The organism is Micromonospora haikouensis, assembly GCF_900091595.1.
In the GTDB taxonomy this organism is placed as follows: Bacteria; Actinomycetota; Actinomycetes; order Mycobacteriales; family Micromonosporaceae; genus Micromonospora; species Micromonospora haikouensis.
Genome location: NZ_FMCW01000016.1, coordinates 67340 through 80191 on the forward strand (window position 1 = coordinate 67340; position 12852 = coordinate 80191).

Annotated in this window: 14 protein-coding genes; all 14 read left to right on the forward strand. The window is 74.7% G+C overall.

The features are described 5' to 3' along the window. Positions 1 to 144 precede the first annotated feature (144 nt). The 14 genes from GA0070558_RS17755 (at position 145) to GA0070558_RS17820 (ending at position 12850) form a co-directional block, all read left to right on the forward strand. Positions 145 to 978: a neocarzinostatin apoprotein domain-containing protein gene (locus GA0070558_RS17755; protein WP_091281369.1), complete on the forward strand. Its 834-nt coding sequence runs from the start codon at positions 145 to 147 to the stop codon at positions 976 to 978. After that, positions 975 to 2030 carry a heme/hemin ABC transporter substrate-binding protein gene (locus GA0070558_RS17760; protein WP_228986565.1) on the forward strand — a complete coding sequence of 352 codons (1056 nt, stop codon included), beginning with the start codon at positions 975 to 977 and terminating at the stop codon, positions 2028 to 2030. Before GA0070558_RS17755 ends, GA0070558_RS17760 begins: the two co-directional genes overlap by 4 nt. Continuing rightward, a complete protein-coding gene (locus GA0070558_RS17765; protein ID WP_077939765.1) occupies positions 2027 to 3142 on the forward strand; it encodes a FecCD family ABC transporter permease in 1116 nt (371 codons plus the stop codon). The genes GA0070558_RS17760 and GA0070558_RS17765 overlap by 4 nt, the downstream gene beginning before the upstream one ends. A gap of 65 nt (positions 3143 to 3207) precedes the next feature. Beyond that, positions 3208 to 4059: a heme ABC transporter ATP-binding protein gene (locus GA0070558_RS34455; RefSeq protein ID WP_256091993.1), complete on the forward strand. Its 852-nt coding sequence runs from the start codon at positions 3208 to 3210 to the stop codon at positions 4057 to 4059. After that, positions 4060 to 4740, forward strand: a complete 681-nt coding sequence (locus GA0070558_RS34460) for a biliverdin-producing heme oxygenase (protein WP_077939767.1) — start codon at positions 4060 to 4062, stop codon at positions 4738 to 4740. It abuts the gene before it with no gap. Continuing rightward, the gene (locus GA0070558_RS17780; protein WP_228986567.1) at positions 4737 to 5156 is read left to right on the forward strand and encodes a DUF2470 domain-containing protein; all 420 of its coding nucleotides are present in this window, start codon (positions 4737 to 4739) and stop codon (positions 5154 to 5156) included. The genes GA0070558_RS34460 and GA0070558_RS17780 overlap by 4 nt, the downstream gene beginning before the upstream one ends. Before the next feature lie 128 nt (positions 5157 to 5284). Next, complete coding sequence (locus tag GA0070558_RS17785; protein WP_091281373.1) at positions 5285 to 7297, forward strand: oxidoreductase; 2013 nt, start codon at positions 5285 to 5287, stop codon at positions 7295 to 7297. A gap of 94 nt (positions 7298 to 7391) precedes the next feature. Beyond that, on the forward strand, positions 7392 to 8468 hold the full coding sequence (locus GA0070558_RS17790; RefSeq protein WP_077939769.1) for a class I SAM-dependent methyltransferase: 1077 nt from the start codon (positions 7392 to 7394) through the stop codon (positions 8466 to 8468). Then, positions 8468 to 8779: a hypothetical protein gene (locus GA0070558_RS17795; RefSeq protein WP_077939770.1), complete on the forward strand. Its 312-nt coding sequence runs from the start codon at positions 8468 to 8470 to the stop codon at positions 8777 to 8779. The genes GA0070558_RS17790 and GA0070558_RS17795 overlap by 1 nt, the downstream gene beginning before the upstream one ends. Beyond that, positions 8779 to 9162, forward strand: a complete 384-nt coding sequence (locus GA0070558_RS17800) for a nuclear transport factor 2 family protein (protein ID WP_077939771.1) — start codon at positions 8779 to 8781, stop codon at positions 9160 to 9162. Before GA0070558_RS17795 ends, GA0070558_RS17800 begins: the two co-directional genes overlap by 1 nt. A 126-nt stretch (positions 9163 to 9288) precedes the next feature. After that, positions 9289 to 10401: an ABC transporter substrate-binding protein gene (locus tag GA0070558_RS17805; protein WP_077939772.1), complete on the forward strand. Its 1113-nt coding sequence runs from the start codon at positions 9289 to 9291 to the stop codon at positions 10399 to 10401. Positions 10402 to 10427: 26 nt separating this feature from the next. After that, positions 10428 to 11252, forward strand: coding sequence for an ABC transporter ATP-binding protein (locus GA0070558_RS17810; RefSeq protein WP_176734254.1), 825 nt, complete (start codon positions 10428 to 10430; stop codon positions 11250 to 11252). 12 nt (positions 11253 to 11264) lie between these two features. Continuing rightward, complete coding sequence (locus GA0070558_RS17815; protein ID WP_077939773.1) at positions 11265 to 12113, forward strand: ABC transporter permease; 849 nt, start codon at positions 11265 to 11267, stop codon at positions 12111 to 12113. Continuing rightward, on the forward strand, positions 12110 to 12850 hold the full coding sequence (locus tag GA0070558_RS17820; RefSeq protein WP_077939774.1) for an SDR family NAD(P)-dependent oxidoreductase: 741 nt from the start codon (positions 12110 to 12112) through the stop codon (positions 12848 to 12850). The genes GA0070558_RS17815 and GA0070558_RS17820 overlap by 4 nt, the downstream gene beginning before the upstream one ends. The last annotated feature ends 2 nt before the right edge of the window (positions 12851 to 12852 follow it).

The following is a 12852-nucleotide window of genomic DNA, read 5'->3' on the forward strand; positions in this document are numbered from 1 at the left end:
CCTAACTGCGACGGCACAGGGGCGAGGGGTCGAAGATCTTGGCCCGAAGAACCCCTTGTGAACTGGGGAAGTGTCGCTTAGGTTAGGCAAACCTTAGTCACGGTCGGTGCGTCAGCCGGCCGGATCCGTCATGTGGGGAGCCTGATGCGAGCACTGCGTCGCGCCGTCCTGACCGCAACACTGATCACCCTTGGTGTCGCCGCCGGTGCGGTGCCGGCCCACGCCGGCACCGGCCGAGGGGCCGGCGGGCAGGTGCTCACCGTCACGCCCAGCAGCGGCGTCGCCCGCGCGGGCGCGAGCGTCACCGTCTCCGGCACCGGCTACGACGTCACCAAGGGCATCTACGTCGCCTACTGCGTGGACAACGGCGCCGGTGCCGCGCCCAGCCCGTGCGGCGGCGGCGCCGACACCACCGGGAGCACCGGCGCCTCGCACTGGATCTCCTCCAACCCACCCTCCTACGGGGAGGGACTGGCCGTGCCGTACGGAGCGGGCGGGTCGTTCCGGGTCACCCTCACCGTCGGCACCCGCATCGGCGACGTGGACTGCACCGTCCGCCGGTGCGTGGTGGCCACCCGCGCCGACCACACCCGCCCCGCCGACCGGTCCCAGGACGTCCGGGTGCCGATCACCTTCGCCGCCGCGGCCACCCCCGCCCGTACCAGCGCCGCGCCGGCCAGCACCGGGACCGCCGGCACGGCCACCACCGGGCCCGCCGCGCGCACCACCGCCCCGCCGGCCGCCACCACGGCCGCCGCCCCGGTCGCCGCCGCGCCCGCCGGCAGCGCGGCGCCGGCCGCCACCGGCGCCGACGCGGTCGCCGCCCCGGGCGGCACCGTCGACCCCGCCGCCCAGGTCACCCGGGTCAGCGCCGCCTCCGGCACCGGCGGCTGGTGGCTCGCCGCGCTGGTCCTGCCGCTGCTCGGGCTGACGCTGCTCGCCGGCCTGCGCCGCCGTCGGCGAAAGGCCGCCCCGTGACCCGCCGTGCCGTCGCCCGCCGTGCGGTCGTGCCCGTCCGGGGCCTTGCGCCGCTGGCCGCCCTGCTGCTGCTCGCCGGCGCCCTGACCGGCTGCACCGCCCCGGCGGCCGGCGGCGAGACCCCCTCCGCCACCTCCTGCGGCCCGGTCACCGCCGCCCTGCCCGACACCGACGTCACCCCGCTCGACCCCGTGCCGACCCCGGCCCTGCCGGTCACCGTCACCTCCGCCGACGGCGTCGCCACCACGGTCACCGACGCGACGCGGATCCTGCCCGTCAACCTTTACGGCTCGATCGCCGAGATCGTGTTCAGCCTCGGCCTCGGCGGCAACGTCGTCGGCCGGGACACCTCGACCACCTTCCCGGCCGCCGCGCACCTGCCCGTGGTCACCCCCGCCGGGCACGACCTGTCCGCCGAGGCGGTGCTCGCCCTCGCCCCCACCGTGGTCCTCGCCGACGACAGCATCGGCCCACCCGAGACGCTGCGCCAGCTGCGCGCCGCCGGCATCCCCGTCGTCCTCGTCGCCGCCGAGCAGACCCTCGACGCCGTACCCGCACACGTGCGGGCGATCGCCGCCGCGCTCGGCGTCGGCGAGGCCGGCGAGCGGCTCGTCGCCCGGGTCCAGGGCGAGATCGCCGCCGCCCGCGACGGCGTGCCCGACGATGCGTCGCCCCGCGTCGCCTTCCTCTACCTGCGCGGCACCGCCGGGGTCTACCTGATCGGCGGCCGGGGCGCCGGCTCCGACGCGATGATCGAGGCGGCCGGCGGGGTGGACGCCGGCACCGCGATCGGCCTGGCGAAGTTCCGGCCGCTGACCAGCGAGGGCCTGATCAACGCGGCCCCCGACGTGATCCTGGTGATGAGCGGCGGGCTGGCGTCCGTCGGCGGCGTCGACGGCCTGCTCGGGCTCCCCGGCGTGGCGCAGACCCCCGCCGGGGCCGCCCGCCGGATCGTCGACATGGACGACGGCGTCCTGCTCACCTTCGGCACCCGCTCCGGCCGGGTCGTGCGGGCCCTGGCCGACGCGCTGCACTGCCAGGGCCGGTCGTGACCGCCACCGACACCCCACCGGCCACCGACACCCCACCGGCCACCGTGGACGCCGCGCCGCAGGACGCCCGGCCCGGCGGGACCCGGCGCGCTGCGCTCCTGCTCGCCGGGCTCGCCGCCGGCCTGCTGCTGGTCGCCCTGCTCGCCGCCGGCCGGGGGCAGGTGGCGGTCGCCCCTGCGGAGGTGCTCGGCTCGGTGCTGCACCGGCTCGGCCTGGACGTCGGTCCCCGCCCCGCCGCCCCGCACGGCGAGAGCGCGCTGTGGCTCGTCCGTTTCCCCCGGGTGACGCTCGCCGCCGTGGTCGGCGCGGCGCTCGGCTGCTCCGGGGCGGTGATGCAGGGCGTCTTCGGCAACCCGCTGGCCGAACCCGGCGTCATCGGCGTCTCCGCGGGCGCGGCCCTCGGCGCGGCCCTGGCCATCGTCACCGGCGTCACCGTCCTCGGTGGCTGGACGGTGCCGGCCGCCGCGTTCGCCGGCGGGCTCGCCACCACCTGGCTGGTCTACACGCTCGCCCGCTCCGGCGGCCGGACCGAGGTGGTCACCCTCGTGCTCACCGGCGTCGCCGTCAACGCCGTCGCCGGTGCCGCCATCGGGCTGCTGATGTTCGTCGCCGACGAGTCCGGCGTGCAGGCCATCGCGTTCTGGAACCTCGGCAGCCTCGCCCAGGCGAGCTGGTCGGCCGTCGGGCTGGCCGCCCCCTGCCTCGCGGTCGGCCTGGCCGCCACCCTCGCCGACGCCCGCCGGCTCGACCTGCTCGCCCTCGGCGAACGGTCCGCCCGCCACCTCGGCGTCGACGTGGAACGGCTGCGCGTGCGGATGATCGTGGTGACCGCGCTGCTCGGCGCGGCCGCGGTCGCCTTCACCGGCATCATCAGCTTCGTCGGCCTGGTCGTGCCGCACCTGGTGCGGATGGTCGCCGGCCCCGGGCACCGGCTGCTGCTGCCGGCCAGCGCGCTCGGCGGCGCGATCGTGGTCGTCGCCGCCGACCTCGCCGCCCGCACCCTCGTCGACTACCAGGAACTGCCGCTGGGGGTGCTCACCGCGGTCGTCGGCGGGCCCGCGTTCTTCTGGCTGCTGCGGCGCACCAGGGACCGCGCGGGAGGCTGGGCGTGACCGGGCCCGGGAACCCGACCCCCTCCGGCGGCCCAGGACTTTCGCGCGGGCGGGTGCGGCTGCGCGTGCTCGGCCGGAGGTCGGCACCGCAGCCGCCGACCCCGGCGACGCCGGGCAGCACCCGGATCCGGGTCGCCGGGCTGCGGGTCGAACGCGCCGGCCGGCCGGTCCTCGACGGCGTCGACCTCGCCGTCCGCGCCGGTGAGGTGCACGCCCTGGTCGGGCCCAACGGCGCCGGCAAGTCCACCCTGCTGGCCGCCGCCAGCGGCGACCTGCCGGCCGTGGCCGGGACCGTCGAGGTCGACGGCCGGCCCCTCGGCGGATGGTCGGCCGTGGAACTGGCGATGCGCCGGGCGGTGCTGACCCAGCGGCACACCCTGAGCTTCCCGTTCGCCGTCGTCGACGTCGTCCGGATGGGGCGCGCGCCCTGGACCGGGCGGCCCGAACAGGCGCACGACGACGCGATCGTCGCCGAGAGCATGCGGCGCTGCGACGTGATCCGGTTCGCCGCCCGGCCGTTCCCCACCCTCTCCGGCGGCGAGCAGGCCCGCGCGGCGTTGGCCCGGGCGCTGGCGCAGCGGGCCGGGGTGCTGCTGCTCGACGAGCCGACCGCCGCCCTCGACCTGCACCACCAGGAGCTGGTCATGCGGATCGCCCGCGACCGCGCCGAGGCCGGGGACGCCGTCGTGGTGGTGCTGCACGACCTCGCCCTGGCCGGGGCGTACGCCGACCGGATGACCCTGCTCGCCGACGGACGGGTACGGGCCACCGGGGCACCGGCCGCCGTCCTGACCGCACCCCTGCTCAGCGAGGTCTACCGGCACGACATCGAGGTCGTGCCGCACCCGCGTACCCGCCTGCCGCTGGTCGTGCCCCGCCGGGGCCCGGCCCACCGCACCGCCGTTCCGGAGGAATAGATGAGCACGCCACCCATCCCGTTCTCGGCCCGGCTGCGGGCCGCCAGCCAGGGGGCCCACGCCGCCGCCGAGAGTCAGCGCTACGTCACGGCGCTGGTCGCCGGCGACGTGGACCTCGCCGGCTACGTCGACCTCGTGGTGCAGCACCACGCCCTGTACCAGGCGTTGGAGTCGGCCGCCGAGGCGATGCGCGACGACCCGCTCGCCGGGCCGTTCGTCGACGACGCGTTGACCCGGCTGCCCGCGCTGGAGACGGACCTGACGCACCTGGTCGGGCCGGACTGGGCGCGGCGGAGCGCAGTGCATCCCGCGACGCGGGCCTACGCCGACCGGATCCGCGCCGTCGCCACCACGTCCCCGGAGCGCTTCGTCGCCCACCACTACACCCGCTACCTCGGCGACCTCTCCGGCGGCCGGCACATCGGCCGGGCCGTCGCCCGGCGGTACGGGCTGAGCGGGCAGGCGGGGGCCGGCTTCTACGCGTTCGACCGGATCACCCGGCCGAAGGCGTACAAGGACGCCTACCGGGCGCGGCTGGACGCCCTGCCGCTCGACCCGGCGGCCGAGGCCGCCCTGCTGGAGGAGGTGCTGCTGGCGTACCGGCACAACACGGCGGTCTTCGCCGCGTTGGCCCGGCACGTGCCCGACGCCGACCCCGGGGCGACGGAGGCCGTGGCGTGACCGGCCGGCCGCACCGAACCGCGCCCGACGACGCCGGGCACCCGTCCGACGCGGACCCCGGCAAACCGCTCGACGCGGACGCCGGGCAACCGTTCGACGCCGACACCGTGCACGCGGTCTGCCGGCACATGAACGCCGACCACGCCGACGACTCGCTGCTGATCTGCCGCACCCTCGGCGGCTGCCCGGACGCCACCCGGGCGCGGGCGACCGGGCTGGACGCCGACGGCATGGACTTCGCCGTCGCCGTCGCCGGCATCGAGGTGCCGGTGCGGATCCCGTTCGCCCGCCGGATCAGCGAGCGGGCCGAGATCCGCCAGGAGGTGGTCCGGATGTACGAGCAGGCGTGCGATGCGCTCGGCGTGCCGCCCCGTTCGGCTGAGAGAAACAGCAGGTCAAGGCCCGGTCTCAAGTGAAGTTACTGACTGGTAAGTCATTGACGGGAGGTGAACGACAGCCCTAGCGTTCCTCTTGTTCGAACGGCGTACGGTTCACCCGAACGGTCTGCGGTCGGGGGCGGTAGGTCCAGACAGGAGGCCCGCGCATGGTCGACGAGAAGCTGCGGCAGCTCCTCTCGCCGGTCCGCATCGCCTCGCTGACCCTGCGCAACCGGGTCTTCGTCCCGGGCCACACCACCAACTTCGGCCTGCACAACGAGCCCACGGCCCGACTCGCCGCCTACCACGCCGAGCGGGCCCGTGGCGGCGTCGGGCTGATCATCACCGAGGCGATCCGGGTGCACCCCACCAGCGCCGGACGCAGCATCAGCCTCGGCGCCTTCACCGACGCGTGCGTCCCGGCGTACCAGCGGGTCACCGACGCCGTGCACGAGCACGGCGCCCGGATCTTCGCCCAGATCATGCACGCCGGCCGGCAGGCCAACGGCGACGCCACCCGCACCGCCGCCTGGTCCTCCTCCCCGGTGGCGTGGGCCGCCGGGGCGCACGTGCCGCACGCCATGGGCCGGCGCGACCTCGCCACCGTCGTCGACGCGTTCGCCGCAGCCGCCCGCCGGATGCGGCGGGCCGGCTTCGACGGGCTGGAGGTCCACGCCGGACACGGGCACCTGCTCCAGCAGTTCCTCTCCCCGCACACCAACTGCCGCGACGACGACTACGGCGGCAGCCTGGCCAACCGGATGCGGCTCACCCGGGAGGTGCTCGACGCCGTCCACGCCGCCACCGACCTGCCGGTCGGGCTGCGGATCAGCGCCGACGAGTTCCTCCCCGGTGGGCTCGACCCCGACGCGATGGTGGAGATCGTCGCCCGGCTGCGCGCCGACCACCCGCTGGCCTACGTCCACGTCAGCCACTCCGCCTACCACGGCAGCTGGTCGCTGGCCACCCAGATGGCCGACATGAGCTTCGGGCACGCGCCCTTCCGCCACCACGCCGCCCAGTTCTCCCGGGAGTTCCCCGACCTGCCGGTGCTGGCGGTCTGCCGGCTCGACAGCCTGCCCGAGGCGGCCGAACTGATCGTGGCGGGCGAGGCGGACCTGGTCGGCCTGGCCCGCCCGCACATCGCCGACCCGCACCTGGTCCGCAAGGCCGTCGAGGGCCGGCAGCACGAGACGCGCTCCTGCCTGGCCTGCAACCAGGGCTGCATCGCCCGCGTCGAGGCCAGCCTGCCGATCACCTGCGTGGTCAACCCCGAGGTCGGCGTCGAACGGGAGTGGGCCGCGGCCCGGCGTCGGCCCGTGCCAGCCCGTCGGGTGCTGGTGGTCGGCGGCGGCCCGGCCGGCCTGGCCGCCGCCACCGCCGCCCGCCGCGCCGGCCACCGGGTCACCCTCGCCGAGGCGGCCGACGACCTCGGCGGCCAGGTCCGCGTCGCGGCCCGGGTGCCCGGCCGGGAACGGCTCGGCCTGCTCACCCGCGACCTCGCCGCCGAGGCCCACGCCGCCGGCGTCGAGATCCTCCTCGGCCACCGGGTCACCGCCGCCGGGGTACGCGCCGGCGGATACGACGACGTGGTGGTGGCCACCGGCTCCCGCCCCGCCCGCCGCGCCCTGCCCGGCGGGCCACCCGTGCTCGACCTGTGGCAGGCGGTCGACCTGCTCGCCGCGCCCGACGCCGGCACCGGCGCGTACGTCGTCCTCGACGACGACGGCACCTGGGCGGCGTCCTCCGTCGCCGAGGCGCTGGCCCGGCGGGGCGCCCGGGTGCACCTCGTCTCCCCGACGGCGAGCCTCGCCGCCCGGATCACCACCTACTCCCGACTGGCGCTGCTGCGGCGCTTCACCGAACTCGGTGTCGTCGTCCATCCACTGCGGACACCCCGCGTCGTGGGCGGCGACACGATCGCCCTGACCGGCCCACTGGCCGGCGCCGACGTTCCCGTCGCCGGCGTCACCGCCGTCGTCGACGCCGCAGCGCCGGCCGCCGACGACACCCTGTTCCGCCACCTGGACGCGGCACCCGACGGACCCCGGATCCACCTCGTCGGTGACGCCAACTCACCCCGCACCACGCTGGAGGCGGTCTACGAGGGCCGGTTCGCCGGCGCGTTCCTCGGCCGCCACGACAGCCCCGACGCCGCCGCGGTGGCCCTCGCCTACTGACCACGTCGGTGGCGGACCCCCGCCGGCACCGACCCGAGCATCCCCTCACCGAGCCGCCCGCCTCACCGGGCCGGCGCGACGCAAGGAGATCCGCATGCTGGACATCGAGGATCGACTCACCCTCGACGAACGCTCCGCCGTGGACTTCGTCCTCGGCCTGCGCAAGCGCTGGGCGGACACCGTCTACCCCGCCCTGACCCGGGAGTACGCCGCCACCGGCGAACCGGCGGCCACCATCGCCGACGCCGGCGCGACCCTGCGCGACCTGCCGCTCTACCCGTGGTTCAGCCACCTGGAGCGGGTGCAGCAGAAGATGCTGTGGAAGGCCGCCGGGGAGGCCGTCCTGGGCCGCCGCGACGAGCTGGCCGCCCAGCTCGCCGAGGTGCCGGCGCAGCCGCTCGGCGCGCTCACCCTCGACCCCGACGTGGACCTGCCCACCTGGTACACCGACTACGACATCCACATCCAGCCGGGCGGCTTCTTCTCCGACGACATGTCCGCCTACGTCTACGAGTTCGGCGCGCGCATCGTCATGCTGCGCGACAACGACGGCTACAAGTTCCACCGGCTGTTCACCGAGACCGCGCTGCCGGACCTGCCGGGGGCCACCAGGGTCGTCGACATCGGCTGCGGGTTCGGCAAGAGCACCCGCCCGCTGGTCGGCCGCTACCCGTCGGCGCAGGTCATCGGCGTCGACCTGGCCGCGCCCGGGCTGCGCCTGGCGCACGCCGAGGCCGAGGCGCAGGGGCTGGCCATCGACTACCGGCAGGCCGACGGGCGGGCCACCGGCCTCGACGACGCCTCCTGCGACGTGGTCACCGGCACGATGGTCCTGCACGAGATGCCCGCCGAGGCGATCCGGGAGACGATCGTCGAGGCGGCCCGCCTGCTCAAGCCCGGTGGCGCGCTGCGCTTCCTGGAGTTCCAGCTCACCGGCGACCCGCTGCGCGACGCCACCGTCTACGAGCACGCCGAGCGCAACAACGAGCCGTTCTTCCACGCGCTGTTCGGCTCCGACCTGCTCGCCGTCTGCGCCGAGGCCGGCCTGGTCGACGCGAGCTGGACCCCGTTCGACGAGCGCCGCGACGGCGTACGCCCCGAGGGCTGGGGCGACCGGGTCGAGTGGCACTTCCCCTGGGCCGTGCTGGCCGCGACGAAGCCGGAGGCGTGATGAGCACCGAGTTCGACTACTTCGGCGACCCCCGCCTCGGCAAGCTGCTCGACCTGGTGCTGCAGCTCTCCACCGAGCTGCACGTCGACCGGCAGCGGCTGCGGGCGCTGGAGCAACTGCTCGTCCGCCGCGACGTGCTCGGCCCCGGCGACCTCGACGGCTTCACCGCCGACGCCGACGGGCAGGCCGTGCTCGACCGGGAACGCGACCTGCTGCTGACCCGGCTGATGCGCATCCTCACCGAGCAGGGCCCGGCCGAGCACCCGCTGCGCGACCAGTGGGAAGCGGCCCTGAGCGGCAAGAGCGGCTGATGGACGCCGCCGGGCTGGTCGACCACTACCTGCAGCTCTGCGAGGACCGCGACCTCGACCGGGCCGGGCGGCTGCTCGCCCCGGGGGCGCTGATCGTCTTCCCCGGCGGACGTCGCTTCGCCTCCCTGCCCGAGCTGGCGTCGGCGTCGACCGGCACCTACCGGTGGGTGCGCAAGCACCGCGACCGGTACCTGGTCGGCGCCGCCGCCGACGGCGTCTCGGTGACCTCCCTCGGCCGCCTGTACGGGCAGTGGCCCGACGGCGAGCCGTTCGACGGGATCCGCTACGCCGACGTGTTCGTCCTGCGCGACGGGCTGATCGTCGAGCAGCACGTCTACAACGACCTCGCCATCGCCGTGGCGTCGCGGGACCCGTCCCGCTGACCCTCCCCGGGCCGCCCGGCCCACCGGCCGCACCACGGCCGGCATCACCGAACCGTCCCACCCGCCGCGTGGATCCCGCGCGGCCGATCTTCCCTACCCAAAGAACCCTGAGGACGAGGTGTCGATATGAAGCAGAAGTGGGGTGTGCTGCCGGCGGTGTTGGTCGCCGCGCTGGCCCTGGCCGGATGTGGGGGCTCCGGCGACGACGCGGCGGCCGAGGAGGGGGCACCGGCGAAGCTGACCTTCGCCATCGCCTCCGCGGTCATCGGTCCCAAGGAGGAGGTGGCCGTCTACGCGGTGGCCAAGGAGCTCGGCTACTTCGCGGAGGAGAAGCTCACCGTCGAGACGATCAACACCGACGGCTCCGTCGCCGCCCTGCAGGCCGTCGCCTCGGGCAGCGCCGACCTGACCGCCGCCGACAGCGGTTCCATCCTCGGCGCGGTCGAGAAGAACGTGCCGGTCAAGGCCATCGGCGGCCTGGTGCAGAACTGGCCGTGGGTGATGGCGGTGAAGCCGGACAGCACGCTCACCGGCGGCGCCGACCTCAAGGGCAAGAAGATCGGCGTGATCAGCCTGGCCTCCGGCTCCGCGCCGTACGCCCGGGCCTTCGTCGCCGCCGCCGGCCTCGACCCGGCCAAGGACGTGGAGCTGCTGCCGGTCGGCGTCGGCGCGCCGGCCGCCGCCGCGCTCAACGACGGCAAGGTCGACATGCTGGCCCTCTACACCCAGGCGTACGCGGTGATCGAGAACTCCGGGATCACGCTGAAGTACCTCGACAACCCCGACGCCTTCGACGGCATCCGGTCGCTGAGCTTCGCCGTCGGCGCCCGCAAGCTCGACGACAACAAGGACGTCTACACCCGGTTCCTGCGGGCGGCGTACAAGGCGATGCTCTTCTCCGCGAAGAACCCGGAGGCCGCCATGCGGATCGGCTACCAGGTGTTCCCGCAGATCCTCGCCGGCAAGCAGGCCGCCGACCAGTTGCCGGCCGACACCCGCAGCCTCACCGCCTGGCTGAAGACCGCCACCCCGGCGTCGGGCACGCCCGACCAGTTCGGCGACTGGGGCGCGATCAGCGACCAGGAGTGGACCAAGACCCAGGCGTACACCAAGGAGGCCGGCCAGATCACCGGCGACGTGCAGCTCGGCGACGTGTGGGAGCCGGGCCTGCTCGCCGGGGCCAACGACTTCGACAAGGCCGCGGTGCTCGACAAGGCCGCCAACTACCCCGCCAAGTAGCGGCAGCGGACGCGGAAGGGAATTCGATGGCCATCAAGGCGATGGGTCGCCGGACGCAGCAGCCGGCAACGGTGTCGGAGGACTCCTGGATCGAGGTCGCCGGGCTGGACAAGCAGTACCGGCCGCGCCGGTCGGCACCGACCCAGGCCCTGCACGACATCAACCTGACCGTACGCCGCGGCGAGTTCATCTCGGTCGTTGGCCCGTCGGGTTGCGGCAAGACCACCCTGCTCAAGATCCTCGCCGGGTTGAGCCCGAAGACGGCCGGCACGGTGCGGATCGCCGGCACCGAGGTGGTCCGCCCCCTCCGCGAGGTCGGGATGGTGTTCCAGGCCCCCACGCTGCTGCCCTGGCGCACCATCTTCGACAACGTCATGGTGCCGGCGGAGATCCAGAAGCTGGATCCCGCCCGGCACCGGGCCCGCGCCCAGGAACTGCTGGACATGGTGGGCCTGACCGGCTTCGAGCGGAAGTACCCGCACGAGCTCAGTGGCGGCATGCAGCAGCGCGCCGGCATCTGCCGTGCGCTGGTGCACGACCCCGCCGTCCTGCTGATGGACGAGCCGTTCGGCGCGCTCGACGCGATGACCCGCGAGTACATGAACGTCGAGCTGCTGCGCATCTGGCGGGAGAGCGGACAGACCGCGGTGCTGGTCACCCACTCCATCCCGGAGGCGGTCTTCCTCTCCGACCGGGTGGTGGTGCTCAGCCCCCGCCCCGGCCGGATCGCCGAGATCCTCACCATCGACCTGGACCGGCCCCGCGACCTGGGCGTCATGTCCTCCGACCGGGCCGGCGTCTACGTCGACCGCATCCGCCGCCACTTCAACGCCGCCGGCGTCATCGACTGAGGAGGTGCCGCCATGACAGACACCGAGGTAGTGGACACCACCGCCCCGGCCCCCGGGCCGACGGCCACCCGGCGACGCCGGGTCGACCTGCGCGAACGCCCCCAGCTCTGGCTCGTCCCCACGGTCTTCGTCGTGGTCGTGCTCGCCTGGGAGTACGGCACCCGGCTGCTGGACGTCGACGAGTACGTGCTGCCCCGCCCCTCCCAGATCGTCGAGGCGCTGCACCGGCAGCTCACCGACGAGCAGTTCTGGGGCCACTTCTGGGTCACCACCCAGGAGGCGCTGCTCGGCTTCGCCATCGGCGTCGGCGCGGCCGTGCTGCTGGGCACCTTTATCTCCCAGATCAAGGTGGTCGAGGCCACCCTGATGCCGTACATCGTGGCGTTCCAGACCGTGCCGAAGGTCGCCCTCGCGCCGCTGTTCGTGCTCTGGTTCGGCTTCGGGCTCACCAGCAAGGTGGTCATGGCCGCCGTCATCTCGTTCTTCCCGATGCTGGTCAACGTCATCGAGGGGCTGCGGGCCGCCGACGCCGACCGGATCCAGATGCTCACCGTCTTCGGGGCCAGCCGGGCGCAGATCTTCCGGATGGTGCGGCTGCCCAGCGCGCTGCCGTTCATCTTCGCCGGCCTGGACATCGGCATCGTCTTCGCCATCCTCGGCGCGGTCGTCGGCGAGTTCATCGGCGCGAAGGAGGGCCTGGGCTACCTGCTGCTGCAGACCAACTACAACTTCGACATCGCCGGCATGTTCGCCGTGCTGGTGGTGCTGTCGGTGATGGGGCTGGTCGCGCACTTCGTCATCCGGCTGTTGCAGCGTCGGCTCGCCTTCTGGGCCGAGGACACCAAGGTGATCGGCGCATGACCGGCACCGGCGACGTCAACCGCTTCGACGGCCGGGTCGCCCTGGTCACCGGCGCGGCGCGGGGCATCGGCGCGCGGATCGCCGCCACCCTCGCCGCGCGGGGCGCGGTCGTCGCCCACGCCGACCTGGCCGACGTCGACGACCCCGGCGGGCCGCACAGCCGCCACCGGGTCGACATCCGCTCGGCGCGCTCCTGCGCGGGCCTGGTCGCCGGGGTCCTCGACCGGCACGGCCGGCTCGACCTGCTGGTCAACAACGCCGGCGTGGTCCGCCGGGGGCCGGCGGCCACGATGACCGAGGAGGACTTCACCACCGTCCTGGACGTCAACCTCACCGGCACGTTCCGGATGTGCCAGGCGGCGTACCCGGCGCTGCGCGCCGCCCGGGGCGCCGTGGTGAACCTCGGCTCCACCAACGGGCACATCGCCGTGCTGAACACCGTCGGCTACTGCGTCAGCAAGGCCGGGGTGCTGCACCTGACCCGGGTGCTGGCCCTGGAGTGGGCGCGCGACGCCATCCGGGTCAACGCGGTCGGCCCGACCATCGTCCCCACCGACATGACCACCGACGTGCGCGGCGACGCCGCGTACCTCGCCGAGAAGCTGGCCACCATCCCGCTCGGCCGGATGGCGCACCCCGACGACGTCGCCAACGCCGTCGCCTACCTGCTCAGCGACGCCGCCGCGATGGTCACCGGCCAGACCGTCTTCGTCGACGGCGGCGTCACCATCCACTGAGC